At 69.6% G+C, this 25,454-nt stretch carries 18 protein-coding genes; 10 read left to right on the plus strand and 8 right to left on the minus strand.

Annotation, left to right across the window (positions count from 1 at the left end):
- Positions 1–4 precede the first annotated feature (4 nt).
- Both CDN99_RS06755 and CDN99_RS06760 read right to left on the minus strand, forming a co-directional pair.
- Positions 5–1,087, minus strand: a complete 1,083-nt coding sequence (locus CDN99_RS06755; protein ID WP_088383901.1) for a phosphotransferase — start codon at positions 1,085–1,087, stop codon at positions 5–7.
- Between the two features lie 61 nt (positions 1,088–1,148).
- The gene (locus tag CDN99_RS06760; protein ID WP_088383903.1) at positions 1,149–1,856 is read right to left on the minus strand and encodes a Crp/Fnr family transcriptional regulator; all 708 of its coding nucleotides are present in this window, start codon (positions 1,854–1,856) and stop codon (positions 1,149–1,151) included.
- 240 nt (positions 1,857–2,096) lie between these two features.
- Between CDN99_RS06760 and CDN99_RS06765 the strand changes: the two genes are divergently transcribed.
- The gene (locus CDN99_RS06765) at positions 2,097–4,205 is read left to right on the plus strand and encodes a type IV pilus assembly protein FimV (RefSeq protein ID WP_088383905.1); all 2,109 of its coding nucleotides are present in this window, start codon (positions 2,097–2,099) and stop codon (positions 4,203–4,205) included.
- A 22-nt stretch (positions 4,206–4,227) separates the two neighbouring features.
- Here the strand turns inward: CDN99_RS06765 and CDN99_RS06770 are convergent, their stop codons facing one another.
- From CDN99_RS06770 to lptF, 5 genes are all read right to left on the minus strand, one after another.
- Positions 4,228–5,400: a pyridoxal phosphate-dependent aminotransferase gene (locus tag CDN99_RS06770; RefSeq protein WP_088383907.1), complete on the minus strand. Its 1,173-nt coding sequence runs from the start codon at positions 5,398–5,400 to the stop codon at positions 4,228–4,230.
- A 111-nt stretch (positions 5,401–5,511) separates the two neighbouring features.
- Positions 5,512–6,456, minus strand: coding sequence for a CysB family HTH-type transcriptional regulator (locus CDN99_RS06775; RefSeq protein WP_088383909.1), 945 nt, complete (start codon positions 6,454–6,456; stop codon positions 5,512–5,514).
- A 7-nt stretch (positions 6,457–6,463) separates the two neighbouring features.
- Positions 6,464–6,865: a sirohydrochlorin chelatase gene (locus tag CDN99_RS06780; protein ID WP_088383911.1), complete on the minus strand. Its 402-nt coding sequence runs from the start codon at positions 6,863–6,865 to the stop codon at positions 6,464–6,466.
- A gap of 41 nt (positions 6,866–6,906) precedes the next feature.
- The gene (gene lptG / locus CDN99_RS06785; RefSeq protein ID WP_088383913.1) at positions 6,907–8,070 is read right to left on the minus strand and encodes an LPS export ABC transporter permease LptG; all 1,164 of its coding nucleotides are present in this window, start codon (positions 8,068–8,070) and stop codon (positions 6,907–6,909) included.
- Positions 8,067–9,260 (minus strand): LPS export ABC transporter permease LptF, encoded by a 1,194-nt coding sequence (gene lptF / locus CDN99_RS06790; protein WP_088383915.1) that lies wholly within the window; start codon positions 9,258–9,260, stop codon positions 8,067–8,069. Before lptF ends, lptG begins: the two co-directional genes overlap by 4 nt.
- 28 nt (positions 9,261–9,288) lie before the next feature.
- On the opposite strand from lptF, the gene CDN99_RS06795 reads away from it, so the two are divergent.
- The 9 genes from CDN99_RS06795 (at position 9,289) to CDN99_RS06835 (ending at position 23,658) form a co-directional block, all read left to right on the plus strand.
- Positions 9,289–10,752 (plus strand): leucyl aminopeptidase, encoded by a 1,464-nt coding sequence (locus tag CDN99_RS06795; RefSeq protein ID WP_088383917.1) that lies wholly within the window; start codon positions 9,289–9,291, stop codon positions 10,750–10,752.
- A 40-nt stretch (positions 10,753–10,792) separates the two neighbouring features.
- Positions 10,793–11,221 carry a DNA polymerase III subunit chi gene (locus CDN99_RS06800; RefSeq protein WP_088383920.1) on the plus strand — a complete coding sequence of 143 codons (429 nt, stop codon included), beginning with the start codon at positions 10,793–10,795 and terminating at the stop codon, positions 11,219–11,221.
- 318 nt (positions 11,222–11,539) lie between these two features.
- Complete coding sequence (locus tag CDN99_RS06805) at positions 11,540–12,682, plus strand: branched-chain amino acid ABC transporter substrate-binding protein (protein ID WP_088383922.1); 1,143 nt, start codon at positions 11,540–11,542, stop codon at positions 12,680–12,682.
- Positions 12,683–13,258: 576 nt separating this feature from the next.
- A complete protein-coding gene (locus CDN99_RS06810) occupies positions 13,259–14,638 on the plus strand; it encodes a TIGR03013 family XrtA/PEP-CTERM system glycosyltransferase (protein ID WP_088383924.1) in 1,380 nt (459 codons plus the stop codon).
- Between the two features lie 101 nt (positions 14,639–14,739).
- Positions 14,740–16,869 carry an XrtA/PEP-CTERM system histidine kinase PrsK gene (prsK, locus tag CDN99_RS06815; RefSeq protein WP_088383926.1) on the plus strand — a complete coding sequence of 710 codons (2,130 nt, stop codon included), beginning with the start codon at positions 14,740–14,742 and terminating at the stop codon, positions 16,867–16,869.
- A gap of 227 nt (positions 16,870–17,096) precedes the next feature.
- Positions 17,097–18,461 (plus strand): PEP-CTERM-box response regulator transcription factor, encoded by a 1,365-nt coding sequence (gene prsR / locus CDN99_RS06820; protein ID WP_088383928.1) that lies wholly within the window; start codon positions 17,097–17,099, stop codon positions 18,459–18,461.
- A gap of 85 nt (positions 18,462–18,546) precedes the next feature.
- A complete protein-coding gene (prsT, locus tag CDN99_RS06825; RefSeq protein ID WP_088383930.1) occupies positions 18,547–21,405 on the plus strand; it encodes an XrtA/PEP-CTERM system TPR-repeat protein PrsT in 2,859 nt (952 codons plus the stop codon).
- A gap of 76 nt (positions 21,406–21,481) precedes the next feature.
- Complete coding sequence (locus CDN99_RS06830; RefSeq protein WP_088383932.1) at positions 21,482–22,801, plus strand: GNAT family N-acetyltransferase; 1,320 nt, start codon at positions 21,482–21,484, stop codon at positions 22,799–22,801.
- On the plus strand, positions 22,798–23,658 hold the full coding sequence (locus CDN99_RS06835) for a S1 family peptidase (protein ID WP_088383934.1): 861 nt from the start codon (positions 22,798–22,800) through the stop codon (positions 23,656–23,658). The genes CDN99_RS06830 and CDN99_RS06835 overlap by 4 nt, the downstream gene beginning before the upstream one ends.
- Positions 23,659–23,685: 27 nt before the next feature.
- On the opposite strand, the gene CDN99_RS06840 is transcribed toward CDN99_RS06835, so the two are convergent.
- A complete protein-coding gene (locus tag CDN99_RS06840) occupies positions 23,686–25,131 on the minus strand; it encodes an MFS transporter (RefSeq protein WP_088383936.1) in 1,446 nt (481 codons plus the stop codon).
- Positions 25,132–25,454 lie beyond the last annotated feature (323 nt).

Below are 25,454 nucleotides of genomic sequence, written 5' to 3' on the forward strand. Positions count from 1 at the left end.
GCGCTCAGAAGCCCGCCTTTTGCGCGAAGGCCCAGCCCAGTTCCGCCATCGGCTTCGCGCCGGCGCCGGCCTCGCGGGCCTGCGCGCTGGACGCGGTGCCGTCCTCCACGCGCTTGGCGATGCCTTGCAGGATCGCGCAGATCCGGAACAGGTTGTAGGCGAGGTAGAAGTTCCAGTCCTTCATCACCGCTTGCGCGTCGCCGCGACCGGTGCGTTCGCAGTAGCGGCGCACGTAGTCCAGCTCGCCGGGGATGCCCAGCGGCGCCAGGTCCACACCGCCCAGGCCGCGCGCCGAGCCCGTCTTGCGGATGTGCCACGACATGCAGTGGTAGCTGAAGTCCGCCAGCGGATGCCCCAGCGTCGACAGCTCCCAGTCCAGCACCGCCAGCACGCGCGGTTCGGTCGGGTGGAACACCAGGTTGTCCAGCCGGTAGTCGCCATGGACGATGGCCACCTCGCGCTCGTCACGAGCGGACTCGGGGATGTGCGACGGCAGCCACTCGATCAGGCGGTCCATCGCCTCGTTCGGGCCGGTGATCGAAGCCTGGTACTGTTTGCTCCAGCGACCGATCTGCCGCTCGAAGTAATTGCCCGGTTTGCCGTAGCCCTCCAGGCCGACGGCGCGCACGTCGACCTTGTGCAGCGCGGCGATGACGCGATTCATCTCCTCGTAGATCGCGGTGCGCTCGGCGTTGGACGCGTCCGGCAGCGTCTGGTCCCAGAGCACGCGGCCCTCGATGAACGACATGACGTAGAAGGCGCGGCCGACGACGGCTTCGTCCTCGCACAGCGCCAGCATGCGCGGCACCGGCACGTCGGTGCCGGCGAGCGCGCGCATGACGGTGAACTCGCGCTCGATCGCGTGCGCGGAGGGCAACAGCTTGGCCACCGGCGCCGGCTTGGCGCGCATCACGTAGATGGCGCCAGGCGTGATCAGCTTGTAGGTCGGATTGGACTGCCCACCTTTGAACTGCTCGATCGTCAGCGGGCCCTGGAAGCCCGGGATCGCGGTCGACAGCCAGGCGGCGAGCGCCTCGGCGTCGATGACGTGCGTGGGGGCACGGGTGCCGGTGAATGCATCGTCCACGGAGTCTCCTGGAGTTGTCGTGATGATTGATCCACGCCACCCGGAGACCGCTCCGGGGGCGCTAGCGATTGGAGATGGCCAGCAGCTTTTCCTTGCTCAGCACCACCAGCCGGGTCGGCTCGACGCGCACCGCGCCTTCGCGCTCGAAGCCCTTGAGCTCCTGGTTGACGCGCTGCCGCGACGCGCCCAGCAACTGCGCCAGGTCTTCCTGCGCGAGCTGAAGGCTGATGCGGATCTCCTCGGTGCCCTGCGTCACGCCGTAGCTGCGCGCCAGCAACAGGATCTGCTTGGCCAGCCGCGAGGCCAGGGGCCGGGTGTTGAGGTCCTCGATCGCGTCGAACATCAGCCGCAGCCGTCGGCAGTTCAGCCGCAGCAGTGCTTCGTAGAGTTCGGTGTGGCGTTGCAGCAGGTCCTTGAAGTCGGGCTTGCGGATGATCAGCAGCGTGGTCTCGCCATGGGCGCTGGCGTCGTGCGTGCGCGGCAGGCCGTCGAACAGGGCGATGTCGCCGAACCAGATGCCGGGCTCGACATAGGTCAGCGTCACCTGCTTGCCGGACAGCGAGACCGAGCTCACGCGCACCGCGCCCTTGGCCACGCCTATCCATTCCTCGGCCGGCTCGCCTCGCACCGACATCAGCGCGCCGTCCGTCAGGCGTCTCACCGTGGCGCGCGCCAGAATGTCGCTGCGCAGCGGCAGTGACAGTTTGGAAAACCACGGCCCCGTCTCGATGTTGTTGCGTTCGGAAATTGTAAGAACCGAGCTGTTCATGCTTTGTCGCTGGCGTGACAAGCCAGCTGTCTCCTGATGGTCGTGTGGTGGTCCGACCCGTGGACGGGTCGAGCCGCGTCGTCGCTCGCGGCTATTGTGCGGGAGCACGCGAGGGCTTGCCCGGGCTGGAATCATGCGCGGGCGAAGCGCATCATGGGCGGCGGAGGGGCGCTTTTCCGGGTTTGTCCCGGGGAGTGCCGTGCTAGAGTGAAACGCACACCAACAGCAACAACAGCGGGAATGAATCGAGATCTTCACGACCCGCGCGGCACCTTGCCGTCGCACAGCGTTCTCGTGCTCGCCTGTCTCGCGGTGATGTCGGCGCCAGCCTGGAGCCTGGGCGTCGGCCGGCCGCAGGCGGCGTCCTCGCTGGGGCAGCCGCTCAACTTGCTGTTTCCCGTCCAGCTCTCCGCCGGGGAGACCGTCTCCACCGACTGCGTCCGCGCCGAGGTCATCGCCGGCGACAACCCGTTGTCGACGGCCGGGCTGCATTGGCAGCTGGAGGGCGACGGCCAGCGCGTCACCGGCGTGCGGCTGCGCAGCCTGCAGCGCATCGACGAACCCATCGTGTCGGTGCAGCTCAGCCTGGGCTGCCCGGCGCGATTGACGCGCCAGTACACCGCCTTCATCGACCCTCCGGGCCTGAACGCCGAGCCGACGGTCGAATCCGGCGTCGCGGTGGCGCCGCCGGTGTCGCCTGCGCTGCAGGCGATGCAGGAAGGTCAGCCGGTGGCCGCCAATCGCGTGGCCCCCGCCGCATCGCGCGCGACGCCCGACCTGGCCGTCGCGGCCGCGACGATGCCGGCCGGCCTCACGGCCGCGGCTGCCACGCCGGCCGCGAGCGCGTCCACGCGTGCGGCGCGTCCGAATCGTCGTCGGTCCGACGCAACACCTGGCCCCGTGACCACCACCGCGGCCGCGATGCCCGCGAAGCGTGACACCCGCGCTGACCGCCGCGCCGCCACGCCGCGCCTGTCGATGGAGGCGGCCGAGGTCCTGGCCGCGCCGTCGGCCGCGCTGCTCGCCGCCGAGGCCGCCGCCAGCGCGGCCAGTGCCGCCGAGCAGGCGCAGCAGCAGGTGCTGGCCATGCAGAAGCAGATCGCCGACATGCAGGCGGAGCAGAAACGCTCGTTGGCCGCGCTGTCCGCGCTGCGCCAGGACCTGCAGGCCGCGCGCGACCAGGCCGCGCGAGGCGGATCGTCGTCCTCGGCCTGGGTGCTGGGGCTCAGCCTGTTGAGCCTGGCGCTGGCCACGAGCAGCCTGCTGCTGTGGCGCGGCAACCGGTCGCGCCGCCGCGATGCGGAGCAGCACTGGCTGAGGGACTCCCACCTCGACCCGCGCGAGGCCGCGCCCGCCGCCGCCGACTCGGCGCAGCCGCCGGCGACCGGCCCGTCGCCGTTCACGCCGACGGATCCGCAGAGTTCCCCCACGCCGCTGATGTCGCACCTGACGCCGGACCTGCCCCTGGTGGCTGCGGCGCCGACGACGATTCCGATGCCGCTGAGCGTCGCGGAGCCGACCCGGCCCGCGGTGCTGGCGCCCCGCGCCACGCCGCCGGTCCGTCCGCCCACGACCGCCGCCGACGACGCGCTGCAGGCGCTGGCCGCGCTGGAGGCGATGGAGCCGCTGAGCTTCCAGCTCGACGCCACGCAGGACACGCGCCCCGCGCCGTTCTCGTCCGACCTGGGCGGGTCGGGCGGCGTCGTGACCGTCGAGGAACTGATCGACCTCGAGCAGCAGGTCGATTTCTTCATGGTGCTGGGCCAGGACGACGCGGCGATCGAGCTGCTGTCCTCGCGCCTGAACCAGCGCGACGCCGCCAGCGGCCTGCCGTTCCTGAAGCTGATGGAGCTCTACCAGCGCCGCGGCGACCGCGAGGCCTTCGACCGCGTCGGGTCTCGCTTCGCCGAGCAATTCCGCGCCCGCGCGCCGTCGTGGAGCGATGACCTCAACCAGGGCGAGGGCCTGGAGGCGCACGCCGAGCTGGTCGATCGGCTGGAGGCCGCCTGGCCCGATGCCGACGGCAGCATGAGCCTGCTGCAGGACCTGCTGTCCAAGCACCAGGAGTACAGCGGCGACCTCGGCCTGCCGGCCTACCGCGACCTGCTGCTGCTGTACGCGGTGGCGCGCGACCGGTCGGAGCACGAGGTCGGCGGCGACCGCATCGACGTCGTGCTGCCGCTGGACGCGACCGCGCCGCCGGACATGATGGCGACGATGGTCTGGCAGACGCCGCCGCCCGCGCCCGGCGCGTCTCCGGCGCCCGCGCGCGCGGCCATCACGCAGACGGTCGACCTGGACCTGTCCCTCGTCGAGGAAGACGAGCCCAGGAGCCCGAAGGGTCGCTGAGACCCGCGAGCCCGTCGGCGAGTCAGCCGATCGTCTTCAGCCGCTCCAGCGCCAGGTCCAGCGTCTCGTCCTTCTTCGCGAAGCAGAAGCGGATCACCTGGGCCGCGCTGCCGCCGGTGTAGAACGCCGACAGCGGAATGGCCGCCACGCCGATCTCGCGCGTCAGCCACTGGCACAGGTCCATGTCGTTCATCGCGGCCAGGTGGCCCGGCAATCCGCCGTAGTCGACGGACTGGAAGTAGCTGCCGGGGCAGGGCCGCAGCGCGAAGGCGCTCCCAGCCAGTCCGGCGCGGAAACGGTCGCGCTTGCGCTGGTAGAAATCGCTCAGGCCCAGGTAGGGCGCCGGGTCCCGCATGTAGGCCGCGATCCCGTGCTGCATCGCCGAGTTCACGGTGAACACGTTGTACTGGTGCACCTTGCGGAACTCCGCCATCAGCGGCGCCGGCGCGGTCACGTAGCCGACCTTCCAGCCGGTCACGTGATAGGTCTTGCCGAAGCTGGACACGACGAAGCTGCGCGCCGCCAGTTCCGGCAGGCGGGACACGCTCTGGTGCTGCCCGCCGTCGTAGACCATGTGCTCGTAGACCTCGTCGCTGATCACCAGCACGTCGGTGCCGTCCAGCAGCGCGGCGAGCTGACGCAGCTCGTCGGCGCTCCAGACCGCGCCGCTCGGGTTGTGCGGGCTGTTGATCATCAGCGCGCGGGTGCGCGGCGTCAGCGCGGCGCGGATGCGGTCGAAGTCGGGGCGGAAGGTCGTCGGGTCCAGCGGCACCGGCACCATCGTGCCGCCGGCCAGCGCGATGTTGGGCGCGTAGCTGTCGTAGGCGGGTTCCAGCACCACGACCTCGTCGCCCGGATGCACGACGGCCAGCAGCGCCGTCAGGATCGCCTGCGTGGCGCCGGCGGTGACGGTGATCTCGGTGTCGGGGTGGTAGGCGTGGCCGTAGAGCGCCTCGACTTTCGCCGCGATGGCCTGGCGCAGCGCCGGCACGCCCGGCATCGGCGGGTACTGGTTGTGACCGGCGCGCATCGCGTCGTTCACGGCGTCCAGCAGCGCGGGATCGCCTTCGAAATCGGGGAAGCCCTGGCCCAGGTTGACCGCCTGGTGCTGCTGCGCCAGCGCCGACATGACGCTGAACACGGTCACCCCCAGTTGGGGCAGTCGGCTGGCGGGAACGGGAGTATGAACGCGCATGGTGTGACTCGATGAAGAAGCGGGGTGCGGGGGAGGCGCGGACGCTTTTCGGAATTCGTGACCCGTGGTGGCGAAGTTGCCGCGGGGAGGTCGCCGGTCAAAGGTCGCCGATCAGAGGTCGTAATCGCTGGCCTCGCCGTTCATCGCGCGCTGCAGCAGCGTGCGGTTCAGGCGGTCGGACAGCAGCTCGGCAAAGCTGTAGACATAGTTGCGCAAGTAGGCGCCGCGCTTGAACGCGATCCGCGCGACGTTCTGTCCCAGCAGGTGGCCCAGCGGGCGCCAGACCAGCTCGCCGCTCGGCGGGTCCTCGCGCACGGCCATCTCGGCCACGATGCCGATGCCCAGGCCCAGCCGCACGTAGGTCTTGATGACGTCCGAGTCGATCGCCTCCAGCACGATGTTGGGCTTGAGCTGACGCTGCGCGAAGGCGCGGTCGATGCGGGTGCGGCCGGTGAAGCTCGGGTGATAGGACACCAGCGGCTCGGCCGCGAGCTGCTCCAGGTGGATGCGTTCCTGCTGGGCCAGCGGGTGCTCGGCGCGCATCACCAGCACGTGTTGCCACTCGTAGGCGGGCAGCGTCACGAGCTCCTCGAACTGCGACAGCGATTCGGTCGCCAGGCCCACGTCCGCCGTCTCGTCGATCAGCATCTTGGCGACCTGGTCCGGGCTGCCCTGGTGCAGGCTGATGTTGACCTGCGGAAACTGCTTGCGCAGTTGCGTGACCGGCCCCGGCAGCACATACCGCGCCTGCGTGTGGGTCGTCGCGATCGACAGCGTGCCGACGTCCTGCTTGGAGTATTCCTCGCCGATGCGCTTGAGGTTGCCGACCTCCCGCATGATGATCTCGATGGACTTGAGCACCTGCCGGCCGGGCTCGGTGATGCTGCGCAAGCGCTTGCCGTGGCGCGAGAAGATGTCGACGCCGAGCTCTTCCTCCAGCTCCAGGATGGCCTTGGACACGCCCGGTTGCGACGTGTAGAGCGCCTTGGCGGTCTCGGTCAGGTTGAGGTTGCGGCGCGCGGCCTCTTGCACGAAGCGGAACTGGTGCAGGTTCATGGCGGGGTCACGGCAGGAAGGGGGCGGAAACGGTGTCGTGGGGGCCGGCGACCAAGTCCAGCGTGGCGCCGGCCATGGCCTTGATCACCGACGGCTGCTCGCCGATGGCGTCGTGCAGCAGGAAGAGGATGCCGGGGTGCCGTGAGCGCAGCGCCTCGACCAGCGGCGGCACGTCGCGCCGCACGTGGCCGCTGGCGCCCAGGAACATCGGCACGATCTGGATCCGCGTGCAACCGCGCGCGGCCAGCGCGCCGGCCGCGGTGGCGATGTCCGGGGTCATCAGCTCCAGGTAGGCCAGCGCGATCGGCAGGTCCGGGCGCTGGTCCTGCAGCTCCGCGGCGATGGCCTGGAAGGGGCCGGCCCAGGCCGGGTCGCGGGCCCCGTGGGCGAAGAGCAGCAGTCCGTCCATGGAGACTCCTCGTATCGGCGAGGCCGACGTCGCAACCGTCATCATCGATAACGCACGAGCCAGTAGAACGCGCCCATCGACAGGCCCAGGTACACCATGCTCGGCGCGGCCGCCACCAGCCACGGCGTCCAGTCGCGCAGCAGCCCGAGGTGGCCGGTGACGGCGTTCAGCACCACGAAGCTGATGCCCAGCATGATGCCGCCGAAGACCTTGACGCTGATGCCGCCGGAGCGGAAGTGCAGGTAGGCGAAGGGCAGTGCCAGCGCCACCATCACCATGCACGCGAACGGATAGAAGGCCTTGCGCCAGAACTGGATCTCCGGCTGCGCCGACGACTGCTCCTGCGACGACAGGTGGCGCGTGTAGCGGTAGAGCTCCAGCGTCGACATGTTCCAGGTCGGCTGCACCGCGGCGGCCACCACGCCCGCCGGCAGCTGGCTCTGCCAGCCGTAGGTCGGCAGCAGGATCTCGCGCACCGTGGGGTTCTCGGCCAGCTTGTCCTGGGACGACGTCGGGTCCTTGGGCTGCGGCGCCTGCGCGGCGGTGCGGCTCAGCGGGGTCGCGTCACGGGACCACTGCATCAGGCGCACGTCCGCCATCTGCCAGCGGCCGCCGGTGTCGACGGTGGCGCGTTTGGCGGTCAGCCGCGTGGCCATCGCGCCCTTGGGGTCGAACTCGAAAATCAGCACGTCTTCCATGGTCCCGTTGGACCGGGCCCGGCCGACGTGCACCGCGTAGCTGTAGTCGCCGTCGCGGTCCTTCATCCAGGCGCCTTGCGCGTTGGTCACGCCGCCGCTCGCCGAGGACTTCAGCAGCTGCGCCTGGCGATCCGCCCACGGGTTGACGAAGTCGCCCACGACGAAGGCCAGGGCCGCGAAGCCCAGCGCCAGCAGGCTCAGCAGCGCCAGCGCGCGCTGCGGGCCGAGGCCGCCGGTGCGCAGGATGGTGAACTCGCTGGACTGCGCCAGCCGCGCCAGGCTGAAGATCGTGCCGATCAGCACCGCGATGGGCATCAGCTCGTAGAAGCGGCCCGGCAGCTTCAGCACGCAGGACCACAGCGCCAGGCCGACGCCCAGCCCCAGTCGCTGGAAGCGGTCGAGGTCGTCGATGAAGTCGACGAAGAAGAACAGCGCCAGGAACCCGGCCATGACCAGGGTGAAGGAGCCGAGGATGTCGCGGTACAGCAGCCGCCTGACGGTTCTCATGTGGGCATTCCAGGCGTGGAGGAGGACATCGAGGCCGGCGCGATCACGCTGCCGGGCGTCGCCGCGCCGGCGGCGGGCGGGGCGGGCGGCGGCGAGGGCGGCGGAATCACGCCGCTGCGCGGCGCGCCCAGCCGGTTGCCCAGGTCGCGCCAGGCCAGCAACAGCATCGTGATGGCGAAGGCCGCGCCGTGCAGCGCCAGCAGGCCCGGCCCCAGCTTCATCTTGCCGGACGCGACCCAGCTCTGGCTCAGGTTGATCAGGTTGAAATAGATGATGAAGGCCAGCAGCGCGAACAGCAGGTTCCAGTTGCTGGCGCGGCGCGGGTTGGTCGCCGAGATGCCGATGCCCAGCAGCACCAGGTTGACGCAGCCCAGGATCATGCCGAAGCGCCAGGCCAGCTCGCCATCGCTCGCGTTGCCGCGCTCGCGCATCAGGTCCAGCGTGGGGCGTGTCTTGGGCTGGCGCGCGCCGCCGGCGCGCATCACCTCGTCGTCGACGATGACGCGGTACTGCTGGAAGCGCGCCACCGCCTTCTCGCCGTTGCGCGTGTCGACGTCGTTGCGCTGCCCGTGGTCCAGCACCAGCACGCGCTGGTTGTCCTGGTAGACGAGCGTGCCGCGCGCCGAGGTCGTGACCGACTCCAGGTGCTCGGTGTTGCTCATGATGAAGACGTTGCGGGCGGCGCTGTCGTCGGACGGATCGCGCTCGATGAAGAACACGCGCGAGCCGTCGTTGGAGGTCTGGAACTGCCCCGGCGCGACGCGCGACAGGTCGCTGCGCTGCTCGAATTGCTCACGCAACTGGGCGCTGTTGTCGTTGCTCCAGGGCCAGACGATGGTCATCAGCACGGCCACCACCAGCAGCACCGGCCAGGCCATCGTCAGCACCGGCCGCACGAAGCGCGAGAGACCCAGGCCGCTGGCGAACCAGATGGTCATCTCCGATTCCTTGTACATGCGCCCCAGCGACATGACGACCGCCACGAACAGCGACAGGCTCAGCATCACCGGCAACTGCGCCAGCGCCAGATAACCCAGCGAGAGCAGCACGTGCTGCGGTGCCACCGAGCCCTTGGCCGCCATGCCCAGGGACCGCACCAGCAGCATCGTCACGACGATGGTCAGGATGACCACGAAGGCCAGTCCGAAACTGCGGGCGAGTTCTTTGCGTACTGATGAATCGAATAACATCCGGGCACTTTATCTACTTCTCGGCATTATGGACTTCCGCTCTCAGTCCGCGTCCCTCGACGCACTGGCGTCGCACAACGCCGACGCCCTGGTCCTGATCGTCGCCGGCGACAGCCTGCCGGCCTCCCTCGACAAGACCGTGACCGCGCTGGTCAAGGACGCCATCAAGCTGGGCGACTTCGACCTGAAGACGGGTCAGGTCTTGACCCTGGTGCGTCCGGCCGGCCTGAAGGCCTCGCGCCTGGTGATCGCCGCCAGCGGCGCCGCCTCGCTGAAGGCCGCCCGCGTGGCGCTCGGCGCGGCGCTGGGCCAGCTCAAGGGTCGCGGCGCGGTGAGCGCCTCGGTGGCCTACGTCGGCTTCGCCGCCGAGCTGACCGAATCGCTGGCCGAGCAGTCCGTGCTGGCCGCGCTGGAAGCGGTCTACGTCTACCGCGAGACCAAGCCCAGCGCCCCCGCGGCGCCCAAGCTGGCCAAGCTGACGCTGCTGGTCGGCAAGGACGACGCCAAGGCGGTCAAGGCCGGCCTGGTGCGCGGCGAAGCCATCGGCGCCGGCATCGGCCTGGCGCGCGAATGCGCCAACCTGCCGCCCAACGTCGCGACGCCGGCCTACCTGGCCGAGCAGACCAAGGCGCTGGTCAAGAGCCACGGCATCAAGGTCGAGGTGCTGGATCAGAAGGGCATCGAGAAGCTGGGCATGGGCTCGTTCCTGTCGGTGGCCAAGGGCTCCGACGTGCCGCCGCGCTTCATCGTCGCCAAGTACGAAGGCGCCGCCCGCACGCAGGCGCCAGTGGTGCTGGTGGGCAAGGGCATCACCTTCGACTCGGGCGGCATCTCGCTGAAGCCGGGCGCCGGCATGGACGAGATGAAGTTCGACATGGGCGGCGCCGCCTCGGTGCTGGGTACCCTGCGCGCCGTGGTCGAGCTCAAGCCCAAGATCAACCTGGTCGTGCTGATCGCCGCGTGCGAGAACATGCCCAGCGCCCGCGCCGTCAAGCCGGGTGACGTGGTGACGTCGATGTCGGGCCAGACCATCGAGATCCTGAACACCGACGCCGAGGGTCGCCTGATCCTGTGCGACGCGCTGACCTACGCCGAGCGCTTCAAGCCCGCGGCCGTCGTCGACGTCGCGACGCTGACCGGCGCGTGCGTGATCGCGCTGGGCGGCGTGCGCTCCGGCATGTACGCCAGCGACGACGAACTGGCCGGCGCCCTGAGCGCCGCCGGCGATGCCGCGTTGGATCCGTGCTGGCGCATGCCGCTGGACGACGACTACGCGGAAGGCCTGAAGACCAACTTCGCCGACGTGGCCAACGTCGCCGGCCGCGAGGGCGGTTCCATCACCGCCGCCAAGTTCCTGCAGCGCTTCGCCTCGAAGTACCGCTGGGGGCACCTGGACATCGCCGGCACCGCCTGGAAGGGCGGCGGCGCCAAGGGCGCCACCGGCCGTCCGGTCGGCCTGCTGACGCACTTCGTGCTGTCGCAGGTCCGCTGAGCGACGCGTCGTTCGACTCTCTGAAGGAAGGGCGGGTCCGGTGACGGAAGTCAACTTCTATACCGGCGTGCCCGACCGTCAGGTCTACGCCTGCCGCCTGCTGCGCAAGACGCAGGCGGCCGGATTGCGCGTCGGGATCTGGGGGCCGATGCGTCTGCTCGAGCGACTCGACCAGACGCTGTGGACCTTCGAGCCCGGCGAATTCCTCCCGCACCTGCTGCTGCGTGGAGAGACCTCGGCGCTGCTGCGGGAGCGCACGCCGATCCTGATGTCCGACCGGCTGGACGAGCTGGTCGGCTGTCAGGCGCTGCTCAACTTCGAGCCCGATCTGCCGCCGGGCCTGGAGCGTTTCGAGCGCGTGCTGGAGCTGGTCTCCGCCGACCCCGACCAGGTCGCCGCCGGGCGCCAGCGCTTCAAGGCCTACAAGGCCCTCGGACTGAAGCTGAATCACCACGTGATGTCGACCTGAACAGGCGGATTTCCGCCGTCGGATCGATGAGCCATCGCGGTGCCGCGAGGCGCCGCCATGGTGCCGCGCCGGCTCTCCTTTCGGGCGTTGTCGGCGTCGATTGGGCGGAAATCCGCACTCCGCGTGCGGCCTGTGTGCGCGTCGTCGCACTCTGCCGAAAACTATCCGGGTTTGCCCCGGTGACAGACGCGCGACAACGCCCGGCTCGTGACGGCGTTCACAGCATTTTCACTATGGAGCCCCCCGCCTTTTGGGGGTATGGTCAGCCGCGTTGAGAACTCAACGTCATTCCACATATTCCGAGTCGGAGGTTCCTAGATGCAATCCAAGCTGAATGTGATCGTGGGCGCTATCGCCATCACCCTGGGCGGCGCCGCCATGGCGCAGGATGCGGTGGTCAAGATCGGCCACGTGGGTCCGACCAGCGGCGCCATCGCGCACCTGGGCAAGGACAACGAACTGGGCGCCCGCATGGCCATCGACGAGCTCAACGCCAAGGGCGTGACCATCGGCGGCAAGAAGGTGAAGTTCGAGCTGCTGGCCGAAGACGACGCCGGCGATCCCAAGCAAGGCACCGCCGCGGCGCAGAAGCTGGTGGACTCCAAGGTCAACGGCGTCATCGGCCACCTGAACTCCGGCACGACGATCCCCGCGTCCAAGATCTACAGCGACGCCGGCATCCCGCAGATCTCGCCGTCGGCCACCAACCCCAAGTACACCCGCAACGGCTACAAGACCGCGTTCCGCGTCGTGGCTGACGACGTGCACCTGGGCGGCACGCTCGGCAAGTACGCCGTGACGCAACTCAAGGGCAAGTCCATCGCCGTCATCGACGACCGCACCGCCTACGGCCAGGGTGTCGCCGACGAGTTCGAGAAGGGCGTCAAGGCCGCGGGCGGCAAGGTCGTCGGCCGCGAGTTCACGAACGACAAGGCCACGGACTTCACCGCCATCCTGACCTCCCTGAAGGGCAAGAAGCCCGACGTCGTCTTCTTCGGCGGCATGGACGCCGTGGCCGGTCCGATGCTGCGCCAGATGAAGCAGCTGGGCATCGAAGCCAAGTTCATGGGCGGCGACGGCATCTGCACGGCCGAGCTGCCCAAGCTGTCCGCCGGCACGCTGGCCGACAGCCAGGTCGTCTGCGCGGAAGCCGGCGGCGTGGAAGGCGAGTCGAAGAAGTCGCTCGACGCCTTCAAGGTCAAGTTCAAGGACAAGTACAAGGTCGACGTCCAGATCTATGCCCCGTACGTCTACGACGCGGTCAACGTGATGGTCGCGGCGATGGTCAAGGCCAACTCGGCCGAGCCGGCGAAGTACCTGCCCGTGCTGGCCAAGACGTCCGACTACAAGGGCGTGACCGGCACCATCGCGTTCGACGCCAAGGGCGACATCAAGAACGGCGCGCTGACCCTGTACACCTACAAGGCCGGTGCCCGCGAGCAGATCGCCGTCGTGCGCTGATCACGATCTCCGGGCGGTCGCCGCGAGGCGCCCGTCGCGACACGAGACGCCCACTTCGGTGGGCGTTTTTCATGGGGGCGGGACGCCGTCGCGCGTCGCCCTGCGCGACCGGGTTTCACATCGCACGTCACATCGCCGTCACGGGAGTGAAACAGCGCCTGCGCACTCCTTCACGTTCTCCTCTGAGGAGGGGTCTCCGGACTGTCCCCTGATCCGGGGATCACCCCCCTCACTCGCGTGCATTCCGGCACGCGGCGACCCCAAAGCATTCAGTCAGGGGGTTTGCACCTACCGAGGGCTACAGACAATGGCCTCCGTCATCGTGCTGCCGGGTCGATTCGGGGACCTTGCGGCGGTTGGCGAACCGGGTTTCAAAGTATCGGGATTGCAAGGCGAGGGCCCCTCCAAACAGGGGGCTTTCAAGCCAGGGGGTGGCAGGCATGATGCCCCCCGCGACGAGCACGGCCACCTGTACGTCATGGGCGGCGCAAGAAGCTCGACGCGAGCAGTCCGAGGTTCAACCCGGGTCGGCGACAGCGTCCTCCGTGGGCGCCGTGACCAGCTTTGGGGACGGGCATGATTCGAATCTTTAACCATTACCTCCATCGTCGTACGCTGATCCAGGTGCTCTTCGACCTGGGCCTGATCGTCGCGGCGGTTTTCGCGGTGGCCCTGAGCCAGGGTCGCAGCGAGCACATGATGAGCTTCGCCGCGTCCTACGGCCTGTCGCTCGCCGGCGGAATGTTCGTCATCAACTCCGCGTCCGGCCTCTACTCCCAATCCCACAAGCGCTCGCTGACGCAGTCCTGCGCCCGAGCGCTGTTCGCGCTGCTGATCGGCCTGCCGCTGGCCTACGGCCTGTTCGGCCTGATCCCGGCCACCGTCTCCCACCGCGAGCTGCTCACCTCCACCGCGATGCTGGCCGTGGCCCTGGTCATGGTGCACCGCGTCTACGCCGCGCATTCCGGCGCCCAGGGTGCCGGCCGCACCAAGATCCTGATCTTCGGCAGCGGCCATGCCGCGCTGGCCGTGAGCGAAAGCCTGCGCGCCGCGGACCCGCACGCGCAGATCGTCGGTTTCCTGCCGGGCCCGAACGAGATCGACCCGCAGGTCCCCGCGCACCAGCTGATCGCCGCCGGCGAGAGCCTGACCGATGCGGCGATGCGCCTGGGCGTGGACGAGATCGTCGTGGCGCTGTCCGAGCGCCGCGGCGGCAGCATGCCGCTGCGCCAACTGCTGGACTGCAAGCTCTACGGCATCCGCGTCGTGGACCTGGCCACCTACTTCGAGAAGACCCTGGCGCAGATCAAGATCAGCCACGTGCACGCGGGCTGGCTGATCTTCGGCGACGGCTTCAACCAGGGCGTGATCCGCAGCGCGGTCAAGCGCGTCTTCGACCTGGCCTCGTCGCTGGTGCTGCTGGTCGCGACGGCGCCGATCATGGTGGTGACGGCGATCCTGATCAAGCTGGAGTCGCCCGGCTCGATCTTCTACACGCAGGAACGCGTCGGCCTGAACGGCGCGACCTTCAAGGTGATCAAGTTCCGCAGCATGCGCAACGACGCCGAGAAGGACGGCCGCCCCCAGTGGGCGACCAAGAACGACGCCCGCGTGACGCGCGTCGGCAACTTCATCCGCAAGGTCCGCATCGACGAGCTGCCGCAGCTGATCAACGTGCTGCGCGGCGAGATGAGCATGGTCGGCCCGCGTCCGGAGCGTCCGTTCTTCGTCGACGAGCTGGTCGCGCAGATCCCGTATTACGCCGTGCGCCACAGCGTCAAGCCGGGCGTGACCGGCTGGGCGCAGGTCCGCTACGAATACGGCTCGACCATCGAGGACTCGCTCGAGAAGCTCCAGTACGACCTGTACTACGTCAAGAACCACACGCTGTTCCTCGACCTGCTGATCATGCTCGAGACGGTGGCCGTGGTCCTGACGGGCCGGGGGGCCCGCTGAACGCGGCAACGGAGCACGTCGCTCCCGACGCATCGATCGCGCCGAGCCCGCGCTCGCGCGCCTGCCGCCCGCACCGCGACCGCAACGCGGGACATTGACCCATGTGGGACCACACTCTGAGCCTGGGCACTGCGTCGGGCATCGTCGCGGTATTGGCGCATCTGGCGCTGGCCGTGGCCGTGCTGCCGCAGTTCAGTCAGCAGCGTCGCCGCGCGCTGCGCCTGGAGGCCGCGTTGCTGCTCACCGCGCTGTGGGCCGGCCTGGACGCGGCGGTGGAGCAGGGCTGGCTGGGCGGCCGCCAATGGCCGGCGCAACTGCTGCTGCCGCTGTGCGACGCGCTGCGTTACGGCGCCTGGTTCGCCTTCATCCTGGCGCTGATCGAATCGCGCGGCGATGACGGCCAGGCGCGCAGCGCCGGCGTCGCCCGTCCGCTGCAATGGCTGGCCTGGGCCGGCGTGGTGGCCGCGATCGCGTTGCCGATGTGGCGCTACTGGGGCGACACCTCGATGTCCGCGATGCAGCGGCCGATGACGATGGCCTGGCTGGGCCTGAGCGTCTTCGGCCTGGTGCTGCTGGAGCAGATGCTGCGCAACATCCACAGCGACGCGCGCTGGAACGCCAAGCCCGTGTGCCTGGGGCTGGGCGCGGTCTTCGCGTTCGATGTGTTCGTGTTCTCGCAGGCCTCGCTGTTCCAGCAGTTCGACGGCGACGCGCTGAGCGTGCGCGCCGCCGTGCACAGCCTGGCCGTGCCGCTGCTGTGGCTGGCCAGCCGCCGTCACAAGAAGTGGCTGGACAAGCTGCATGTGTCGCGCACGGCCGCTTTCCACTCGGCCACGCTGCTGATCGTGGGCGTGTACCTGCTGGGCGTGTCCGGCATCGGCTACTACGTGCGCTACACCGGCGGCGAGTGGGGCCGCGCGCTGCAGCAGGTGCTGCTGGCGATCGGCGTGCTGGCGCTGCTGCTGATGGGCCTGTCGGGCTCGCTGCGCGCCAAGCTGCGGGTCTACATCAGCAAGCATTTCTTCAGCTACCGCTACGACTATCGGCAGGAGTGGCTGCGCTTCACCGCCATGCTGTCAGCGAGCGCCTCGCCGGCGGCGCTGGGCGAGTCCGTGATCCGCGGCCTGGCCAACCTGGTGGAGAGCCCCTCGGGCGCGCTCTGGCTGCGCCGCGGCCCGACCGCCGACGACTTCCAGCAGTCCGCGCGCTGGAACCTCAACGACGACCGCCAGGTGCTGGTGCCCGACGCCGCGCTGCTGCACCTGCTGCAGGATCGCGCCTGGATCGTGGACCTGGACGAGTGGCGCCGCCGCCCCGGCGCCTATGAGCACGTGGCGCTGCCCGACGCGCTCGCGGGCGACGGCCGCCACTGGCTGCTGGTGCCGCTGCTCAACACCGGCGTGCTGATCGGCTGGGTGATCCTGGGCCAGCCGCGCACGCGGCTCGAATTGAACTGGGAAGTGCGCGACCTGCTGCGCACCGCCGCGCAGCAGGCCGCCAGCTACCTGGCGCAGATGCAGGCCGCCGAGGCGCTGCTGGAGGCGCGCAAGTTCGAGGCCTTCAACCGCATGTCGGCCTTCGTCGTGCATGACCTGAAGAACATCGTCACGCAGCTGTCGTTGATGATGAAGAACGCCAAGCGGCTGCGGGACAACCCGGAGTTCCAGCAGGACATGCTGGACACCGTGGAGAACTCCCTGGAGAAGATGCGCCAGCTGATGCTGCAATTGCGCGAGGGCGACAAGCCGCATCACGGCGGCGCCGGCGGCGTGCCGTTGCCGGTGATCGCGCGGCGGCTGGCGGCGGCGGCGGTCAGCAAGGGCCGCGCGCTGGAGCTGGAGCTGCTGGCGGACGTCAGCGCCCGCGGTCATGAGGAACGCATCGAGCGCGTGCTCGGCCACGTGGTGCAGAACGCGCTGGACGCGACGCCCATGGACGGTCGCGTGGCGATGCGATTGCAGCGCATCGGCAGCAACGCGCAGGTGGAAGTCGAGGATACTGGTTGCGGCATGACGCAGGAGTTCATGGACCAGCGCCTGTTCAAGCCCTTCCAGACCACGAAGGCGGCGGGCATGGGCATCGGAGCCTACGAGAGCTACCAGTACCTGCAGGAACTAGGAGGGAGGATCAACGTGGAAAGCGCGCCCGGAAGAGGCACCAAGGTCACCATCTTGCTGCCGCTGTTTTTTGCGCAGTCGGGCAGCGATGCCGGATTGGTGGAGGTGAGATGAGCGCTGCCGCACGGCCGTCCGAAGGCGGCGCTGCGTCCCTCTCGGAGGGACCCACGAAGTGGAGGGAGCCCACATGAGCGCTGCCGCACGGCCGCCCGAAGGCGGCGCTGCGTCCCTCTCGGAGGGACCCACGAAGTGGAGGGAGCCCACATGAGCGCTGCCGCACGGCCGCCCGAAGGCGGCGCTGCGTCCCTCTCGGAGGGACCCACGACGTGGAGGGTGCCCACATGAGCGCCCAACCTCCCTCGCTGCTGATCGTCGAGGACGATCTCGCGCTGCAGAAGCAGCTGAAGTGGTCCATGGACCGCTTCGAGTCGGTCACGGCCGACGACGTCGCCACCGCGGTGATGCAGTTCCGCCGCCACAAGCCGCCGGTGGTGACGATGGACCTGGGGCTGCCGCCCGACCAGGACTCGGTGTCCGAGGGCTTCCGCCTGCTCGAGAAGCTGATCGAGCTGGAGCCCGGCACCAAGGTCATCGTCCTGACCGGCCAGAACGACCAGAACAACGCGCTGCGGGCCATCCGCATGGGCGCCTACGACTTCCTGGCCAAGCCGGTGGATCCCGACGTGCTGGTGCTGACCGTGGAGCGCGCGATGCGCCTGCACGAGCTGCAGCAGGAGAACCAGCGCCTCATGACGCAGCAGGACGGTGAGCCCACCGGCAAGCTGCTCACGCGCGACCCGCAGATGCAGCGCATCTGCCGCACCGTCGAGCGCGTCTCCGGCAGTGACGCCACGGTGCTGCTGCTGGGCGAGAGCGGCACCGGCAAGGAAGTGCTGGCGCAGGCGCTGCACGACGCGTCCAAGCGCAAGGGCCGCTTCGTCGCGATCAATTGCGCGGCCATTCCGGAAGCGCTGCTGGAGAGCGAGCTCTTCGGTTACGAGCGCGGCGCCTTCACCGGCGCGACCAAGACCACGGTCGGCAAGATCGAGACCGCCAACGGCGGCACGCTGATGCTGGACGAGATCGGCGATCTGCCGATGTCGCTGCAGGCCAAGCTGCTGCGCTTCCTGCAGGAGCGCAACATCGAGCGCCTGGGGGGGCGCCAGGAGATCCCGGTCGACGTGCGCATCGTCGGCGCGACCCACCAGGACCTGAAGGCGAAGATCGAGCAGGGCCTGTTCCGCGAGGACCTGTTCTATCGCCTGGCCGAGATCGTCGTCGACATCCCGCCGCTGCGCGACCGCGTCGGCGACGCGGTGCTGCTGTCGCATGCGTTCCTGCGCCGTTTCTCGTCCGAGCAGCGCCGCCCGATCCTGCGCCTGAGCGACGAGGCGATCCGCAGCGTCGAGGCGCACCGCTGGCCCGGCAACGTGCGCGAGCTGCAGAACCTCATGAAGCGCGCCTCCATCATGGCCGACGGCGAGCGCATCACCGCCGACGACCTGGGCCTGCCGGTCGTGGGCGGCGATGCGCCGGCCGGCGAGCAGGACCTGGACCTGCGCACGGTGCGCGAGCGCGCCGAGCGCCAGGCCGTCGTGTCCGCCCTGGGCCGCACCGACGGCAACATCGCCAAGGCCGCCGATCTGCTGGGCGTCAGCCGTCCGACTCTGTACGATCTGATGTCCCGGCTCGGCGTCAAGGCCTGAGCGGGCCGACGCCGCGCCACCGAAGTTCCTTCCCGGTTTTCGTCCCAGACTTCCGTCCCAGACCCTGACAGCGAAAGAGACACGCATGTCCCGCAAGATCCAGAACGGTCCCGAGCTCGGGTTCACCCAACACGCCGCCGGTCGCGGCCGCCTGGCGCGCGGCGCCACGGCGCTGGCGCTCGGCTCCGCGCTGCTGCTCGCGGGCTGCCTCGGCGACTCCGCGCAGGACCTGCTGAAGTCGGCCAAGGAGCACCTCGACAAGAAGGACCACAAGGCGGCGATCATCCAGCTCAAGAACGCGCTGCAAAAGGACGACACGCTGGCCGAGGCGCGTTTCCTGCTGGCCCGCGCGCTGCTGGACAGCGGCGACGTGGCCGGCGCCACCATCGAGGCCGACAAGGCCAGGGCGCAGGGCTATTCGGGCGACGCGCTGGCCGCGCTGCAGGCCCGGCTGCTGCTGATGCAGGGCAAGGTGGACGAGTTGATCGGCCAGTTCGGCAACCGCCATCTGGCCACCGCCGTCGACGAGGCCGACCTGCAGTCCACGCTGGTCGGCGCCTATGTCGCCAAGCAGCGCCTGTCCGATGCCCGCGCCGCCGCCAACGCCGCGGTGCGCGCCGCGCCGGACAGCGTGCCGGTGCGCCTGATCAACGTCCGCCTGCTCACCAGCGAAGGCAAGTTGAAGGACGCGCAGGAGGAAGTGGAGCGCGTGCTGGCCAAGTCCCCGGACGCCGGCGAGGCCTGGCTGCTCAAGGGCGAGCTGCAGGTGCTGGCCGAGGCCCCGCCCGCCGAGTCGATCGCGAGCTTCCGCAAGGCGCTGTCGCTGGACAAGAAGCTGGTCGGCGCGCATGCCGGCCTGATCAACCTGCTGATGCGCACCGGCGACAAGGCCGGCGCGAAGGAGGCCGTCGCCGCGATGAAGACGGCCGCGCCGCAGCACGCGCAGACCTTCTACTACGCCGCGATCTTCGCGCTCGATGCCGGTCAGCTCAAGGAAGCGACCGAGCTGTCGCAGTCGCTGCTGAAGATCGCGCCGAACAACGAGCGCGCGCTGTTCCTGGCCGGCCGCGTGGCGCAGGCCAACGGCGACCTGCGCCAGGCCGAGTCCCACTTCGCCAAGCTGATCCAGGGCACGCCGGACTCGTCCGCGGCGCGCGTGGCGCTGGCGCAGCTGCAACTGCGCGGCGGCGACAACGACCTGGCGATGACCACGCTGCAGCCGGCTCTGGACGCCAAGACGCCGTCGTCCGAGGCGCTGGCGCTGGCCGCGGAGATCCGCCTCAAGCAGGGGCAGGGTGCCGAGGCCGAGCGCTACCTGGCGCGCGCCGCCGAGACCAATCCGAACGACGTGCGCAGCCGCGTCGGACTGGCCCTGAACGACATCCAGAAGGGCCGTGACGCGCAGGGCGTGGCGGCGCTGCGCAAGCTGGCCGCCGACGACAAGGGCACCGTGGCCGACATCGCGCTGATCAGCGTGCTGATCCGCAAGAAGGACGATGCCGGCGCCCGCGAGGCGATCTCGGCGATGGAGCGCAAGGATCCGAAGTCCGCCACCGCGCCCGAGCTGCGGGGCCGCCTGGCGCTGCTGCGCGGCGACCGCGCCGGCGCCCGCCAGCAACTGGCGGAGGCCGTCAAGCGCGAGCCGACCTCCATGACCGCCGCCAACAGCCTGGCCGCGATGGACCTGCAGGACGGCAAGCCCGCCGAGGCCGTCAAGCATTACGACGCCGTGCTGAAGGCCGACCCCAGGAACCAGCGCGCCGAGATGGCGCAACTGGGTCTGAAGCTGGCCAACAAGCTGATCGAGAAGGACGACGCCATCAAGCGCCTGACCGAGCTGGCCAAGGCGCATCCGGACGACCCGGTGCCGCGCCAGGCGGCCGTCGGCCTGCTGATGGAGAAGAAGGACCTGAAGCAGGCGCTGTCGATGGCCCAGGAAGGCGTGACCGCCAGCCCGGACAAGCCGGAGCTGATCGACCTGCTGGGCCAGGTGCAGGCCGCCAGCGGCGACCGCCAGCAGGCGGTGAGCAGCTTCAACAAGGTCGCGACGCTGACGCCGCGCTCGCCGCTGGGCCCGCTGCGCCTGGCCGACCTGTACGCGCAGGCCGGCGACAAGGAGGCGGCCGCCAACGCGCTCAAGCGCGCCCAGGCGATCGCCCCGACCGACGCCGAACTGGTCCGCAAGGTGGTCGAAAAGTCGCTGGCGATCCAGCGTCCCGACATCGCGCTGCTGGCGACCAAGGGCCTGCAGACGGCGCAGCCCAAGTTCGGCCTGGGCTGGAAGCTGGAGGGCGACGTCGCCCGCTCGCGCAAGGACTGGCCGGCCGCCGTCGCCGCCTATCGCAAGGCCGACCAACTGGCGGTCGAGGCCGGCGGCACCGTGCCCAATACCGAGCTGGCCATCGCGCTGCACGGCGTGCTGATCCAGTCGGGCAAGACGGACGAGGCCGCCGCCTTCGCCTCCAGCTGGACCTCCAAGTACAAGCAGGACGCGCTGTTCCGCTACCACCTGGGCGATGTGGCGCTGAACCAGGGCCGCAACGAGGCGGCCGAGCAGCAGTACCAGGCCGTGCTGGCGATGAACCCCGAGAACGCGGCCGCCGCCAACAACATCGCCTGGTTGCGCCTGCGCGCCGGCAAGGCGGACGACGGCCTCAAGTTTGCCGAGAAGGCCAACCAGCTGCGCCCGGGCGTGCCGCCCTACATGGACACGCTGGCCGAGGCGCTGGCCGCCAAGGGCCAGACCGCCAAGGCGATCGAAGTGCAGCAGGCGGCGGTGAAGCAGGCGCCGACGGTGCCCGCGTATCGGTTGCGCCTGGCGCAGCTGTACGTGGCCGGCGGCAACAAGAGCGACGCGCAGGCGGAACTGAAGCGCCTGGCGGACCTGGGACCGAGTTTCGAGCAACAAGCCGAGGTGCAGAAGCTGCAAGCCGCGATCCGCTGAGGCCTGCGCCTGAGCGATCCGATCCGCCTTGGCGGACCGTTGGCGTGCGGACCACCGCGCCCACAGGGAGACGGTCATGAGCCAGATTCGACGATCCAGTCTGCGCAAGCGGTTCCACCAGGGACTGCGGCGCATGTTCTCCAGGCTGCCCAAGGGGTTGCGCTTCGCCGTCTACCGACGCATGGTGGACTGCGATCCGGCGCCGTCCAGCCGGCTGGAGCTGAAGGTGGCGGACACGCAGGAGGAACTCGACGCCTGTTTCCGCATCCTGCACGACGCTTACGTCGGCAGCGGCTTCATGAAGCCGGACCCCAGCGGCCTGCGCGTGACGATCTATCACGCGCTGCCGACCACGACCACGCTCTGCGCCAAATACGACGGCGCCGTGGTGGGGACGATCTCGATGGTGCGGGAGGGCGTGTTCGGCTTCCCGCTGCAGTCGGTGTTCGACCTGGAGGACGTGCGCGCCAAGGGCGGCAAGATCGCCGAGATCTCGGCGCTGGCCGTCGCGCCGGCGTTCCGCAAGACCGGCGGCGCGATCCTGTTCCCGCTGATGAAGTTCATGCATCAGTACTGCACCCAGTACTTCGACACGCGGCACCTGGTGATCGCGGTCAACCCGGACAAGATCGAGCTGTACGAGGCGCTGCTGTTCTTCAAGCGATTGAAGGAGCAGACCGTCGACAACTACGACTTCGCCAACGGGGCGCCGGCGGTGGGGGCGACGCTGGATCTGGAGGAGGCGGACGAGACCTTCGAGCGCGCCTACCGCGGCCGCCGCGACCGCAAGAACCTGCATCACTACTTCTTCGGCCAGGACCTGGCCAACATCAAGCTGCCGCAGCGGCGATACCACACGACCAACGATCCGGTCATGACCCCGGAGCTGCTGGATCACTTCTTCAACAAGGTGGTGCAGGTCTTCCCGACCTTGAACGACGTCAAGAAGGCGCTGCTGTGGTCGGTGTACCGCGATGACGCGCAGTTCCGCTCGGTGCTGCCCATGCTCAGCGGCGGCGGCGAGGACCTGGGCCGGGCGCTGCGGCAGTACCCGCGTTACTCGATCCGCTGTCCCGGCCATCTGGACATCCGCGCCGCCAACGACAGCCAGCTGGGCTCGTTCGACCTGGAAGTGATCGAGGTGTCGGCGCACGGCTTCCAGGCCGAGTGCGACCTGGACCTGCCGCTGCAGGTCGACGGCAGCGTCAAGATCGAGCTGGGGGCCCAGCAAGACGGCGTCAAGAACACGGCCCACGTGATGGCCCGCGCCGTGCGCCGCAAGGACACGGAGCGGGGCAGCTACTACGGCTTCCGCATCGACGAACCCGATCGCGCCTGGCGCAGCTTCGTCTCCACGCTGGAGATGGCAACGACCACGAAAGACCTGGCCGCATGACACGCAGTACCGCTCCCACCTTCGATCCGTTGTCCGGTCCGTCGGCCGGTCCGCGACGCCGCGAGCTGCTCGCGCTCGGCGCCCTGGGCGCGATCGGCGCCATGGGCCTGATGCCGTCGTCGGCGCGGGCGCAGGAGATGTCCAACACCTTGCCCGACCTGATCGACCGCAGCCGCCAGGCGGTGGTGGCGGTGGGCACGTTCGCCGCGACGGACAACCCGCGATTCGGATTCCGGGGGACGGGGTTCGTGGTCGGGGACGGACGCTTGATCGTGACCTGCGCGCACGTGATCCCGAACCCGATCGAGAAGGATCTGGCGATCACCGTGGCGCCGACCGGCAACGCATCCGGCGCGCCGCAACTGCGCCCCGTGAAGCTGCTGCGCCGCGACACGACGCACGACCTGGCGGTGCTGGAGCTGGCGGACGACAAGCCGGCGCTGGTCAACGTGCTGCAGCTGGCGCCGGTCAACGGGGACCAGCCGGTGGTGCGCGAGGGCAGCGCGGTGGCGCTGATGGGATATCCCATCGGCACGGCGCTGGGCGTGACGATGGCGACGCACCGCGGCGTCGTCGCCGCGGTCACGCGCGCGGCGCTGCCGGCGCCGACCTCCGGCAGCCTGTCCGACCGCGCGGTGCGGCAACTGCGAGACGGGCCGATGGAGTTCCTGCAGCTGGACATCACCGCCTACCCCGGCAACAGCGGCGGGCCGCTGCTGGAGATCGCCACCGGGAAGGTGGTCGGCGTCGTCAACATGGTGGTGCTCAAGGGCACCCGGGAGTCGGCGCTCAGCGCGCCCAGCGGCATCAGCTACGCGGTACCGGTGAGGTACGTGGTGCCGTTGCTGGGGAAGTGAGCCGTCGGCGGCGCGCGTAGGGCGCCGTCAGCCCGCGTGCCCCACCGGCGCCGCCGCGCCCGCCTGCGGCGCGGGCTCCCTCAGCAGCAGCGCCAGCAGGCCGCCCGCCGCCGCGAACACCGCGCCGACCGCGAACGCCACGCGATAGCCCCCCGCCAGCGCCGCCGGCAGCGAGGCGCCCAGCGCGCCGAGCTCCGCCGTCCGCGACGCCGCCAGGCTGGCCAGCACGGCCAGGCCCAGCGATCCGCCCATCATGAAGGACGTGTTCACCACGCCGGAGGCCAGGCCCGATTCGCTGGGCGCGACCTCGCTCATCGCCGCCAGCAGCACCGGATTGAAGGCCACGCCCGCGCCCAGCCCGAGCAGCAGCATGCCCGGCAGCACATCCAGCCAGAAGCCGCCGTCGGCCGGTGCCCGCGCGAACAGCGCCAGGCCCAGCGCCGCCAGCAGCAGGCCGCCGCACAGCGGGATCCGCAGGCCGAAGCGCATCACCAGCTTGGCCGACAGTCCGACCGAGAACGCCGCCATGATGAGGTTGGACGGCAGGAACCCCAGGCCGACGTGCATCGCGTCGTAGCCCAGCACCAGTTGCATGTAGAGCGCCGACAGGAAGAACCACGCGAACATCGCCGCGGCCCACAACACGCCGATGACGTTGGACACCGCCACCGAGCGCAGCTTGAAGAGCGACAGCGGCATCAGCGGATGCGCGACCTTCATCTCCAGCACCAGAAAGGCCGCCAGCAGCAGCACCGCCACGCCCAGCAGGCCGAGCGTGCGCGGCGAGGTCCAGCCGGCCTCGTTGCCGTTCACCACCGCATAGACCGCCAGCATCAGCGACAGGGTCACCGTCACCGCGCCGGCCCAGTCCAGCGTCTCGTCGGGGGCCGTCGGGCCGCCGCGCTCGATCAGCCACAGGCACAGCGCGATCACCACGGCGCCGATGGGGAGGTTGACCAGGAAGATCCAGTGCCAGCTCAGCGTGCTCGTCAGCAGTCCGCCCAGCAGCACGCCGATGCTGCCGCCGCCGGCGCAGACGAAGCCGTAGACGCCCATCGCCTTGGCGCGCTCCGCCGGCTCGGTGAACATGTTCATGATCAGCGACAGCGAAATCGCCGACACCACCGCGCCGCCCAGGCCCTGCACCGCGCGCGCCGCCACCAGCAGCTCCTGCGTGTGCGCCAGCCCGCAGGCCGCGGACGCGGCGGTGAACAGGCCCAGCCCCGCCAGGAACATCCGCCGGTGCCCGTACAGGTCGCCCAGCCGGCCACCCAGCAGCATGAAGCCACCGAAGGTCAGCATGTAGGCGTTGACCACCCAGACCAGCGAGGTCTCGGTGAACCCCAGGTCGGCGCGGATCGAGGGCAGGGCGACGTTCACGATGGTCGTGTCCAGCACGATCATCAGCACGCCCAGGCACAGCACGCCCAGGGCCAGCCAGCGGCGACGCTTCGAATCAAGGTGAGAGGTCATGGATGACAGCGGTTCGTTGGGGATCGGAGGAGTCTCTTCGGCACGACGTTCGGCCATGCCGCAATTCGACACGTCGGTCGTGACGGTCGCCTTTTCATCGCGGCGGGGCGGCGGACTCCCGCCGTGAAGGACGCGTTTGTAGCAGCGCGCCCCGGGCCGCGCCAGTGCCGAGGGTCCCTTTCGAGACCGGGTGCTGCCATCGTCTGTCAGCTGTCGGTGGAATGCCTACAAACGCTGCCGTCATCGCTGCACTGCGCCATGCGGCTTGCCTGTCTGTCGTGCGAACGCCGTCGGCCAGATGATTCGTTCCATCAACAGGGAGC

Source organism: Roseateles aquatilis, assembly GCF_002205645.1.
Taxonomy (GTDB): domain Bacteria; phylum Pseudomonadota; class Gammaproteobacteria; order Burkholderiales; family Burkholderiaceae_C; genus Roseateles; species Roseateles aquatilis.

What these genes read in the sequence shown, in the direction of transcription:
- CDN99_RS06760 (WP_088383903.1), bottom strand. Translation starts at nt 1,856, where the DNA reads ATGAACAGCTCGGTTCTTACAATTTCCGAACGCAACAACATCGAGACG.
- CDN99_RS06765 (WP_088383905.1), top strand. Translation starts at nt 2,097, where the DNA reads ATGAATCGAGATCTTCACGACCCGCGCGGCACCTTGCCGTCGCACAGC.
- CDN99_RS06770 (WP_088383907.1), bottom strand. Translation starts at nt 5,400, where the DNA reads ATGCGCGTTCATACTCCCGTTCCCGCCAGCCGACTGCCCCAACTGGGG.
- CDN99_RS06775 (WP_088383909.1), bottom strand. Translation starts at nt 6,456, where the DNA reads ATGAACCTGCACCAGTTCCGCTTCGTGCAAGAGGCCGCGCGCCGCAAC.
- CDN99_RS06780 (WP_088383911.1), bottom strand. Translation starts at nt 6,865, where the DNA reads ATGGACGGACTGCTGCTCTTCGCCCACGGGGCCCGCGACCCGGCCTGG.
- lptG (WP_088383913.1), bottom strand. Translation starts at nt 8,070, where the DNA reads ATGAGAACCGTCAGGCGGCTGCTGTACCGCGACATCCTCGGCTCCTTC.
- lptF (WP_088383915.1), bottom strand. Translation starts at nt 9,260, where the DNA reads ATGTTATTCGATTCATCAGTACGCAAAGAACTCGCCCGCAGTTTCGGA.
- CDN99_RS06795 (WP_088383917.1), top strand. Translation starts at nt 9,289, where the DNA reads ATGGACTTCCGCTCTCAGTCCGCGTCCCTCGACGCACTGGCGTCGCAC.
- CDN99_RS06805 (WP_088383922.1), top strand. Translation starts at nt 11,540, where the DNA reads ATGCAATCCAAGCTGAATGTGATCGTGGGCGCTATCGCCATCACCCTG.
- CDN99_RS06810 (WP_088383924.1), top strand. Translation starts at nt 13,259, where the DNA reads ATGATTCGAATCTTTAACCATTACCTCCATCGTCGTACGCTGATCCAG.
- prsK (WP_088383926.1), top strand. Translation starts at nt 14,740, where the DNA reads ATGTGGGACCACACTCTGAGCCTGGGCACTGCGTCGGGCATCGTCGCG.
- prsR (WP_088383928.1), top strand. Translation starts at nt 17,097, where the DNA reads ATGAGCGCCCAACCTCCCTCGCTGCTGATCGTCGAGGACGATCTCGCG.
- prsT (WP_088383930.1), top strand. Translation starts at nt 18,547, where the DNA reads ATGTCCCGCAAGATCCAGAACGGTCCCGAGCTCGGGTTCACCCAACAC.
- CDN99_RS06830 (WP_088383932.1), top strand. Translation starts at nt 21,482, where the DNA reads ATGAGCCAGATTCGACGATCCAGTCTGCGCAAGCGGTTCCACCAGGGA.
- CDN99_RS06835 (WP_088383934.1), top strand. Translation starts at nt 22,798, where the DNA reads ATGACACGCAGTACCGCTCCCACCTTCGATCCGTTGTCCGGTCCGTCG.
- CDN99_RS06840 (WP_088383936.1), bottom strand. Translation starts at nt 25,131, where the DNA reads ATGACCTCTCACCTTGATTCGAAGCGTCGCCGCTGGCTGGCCCTGGGC.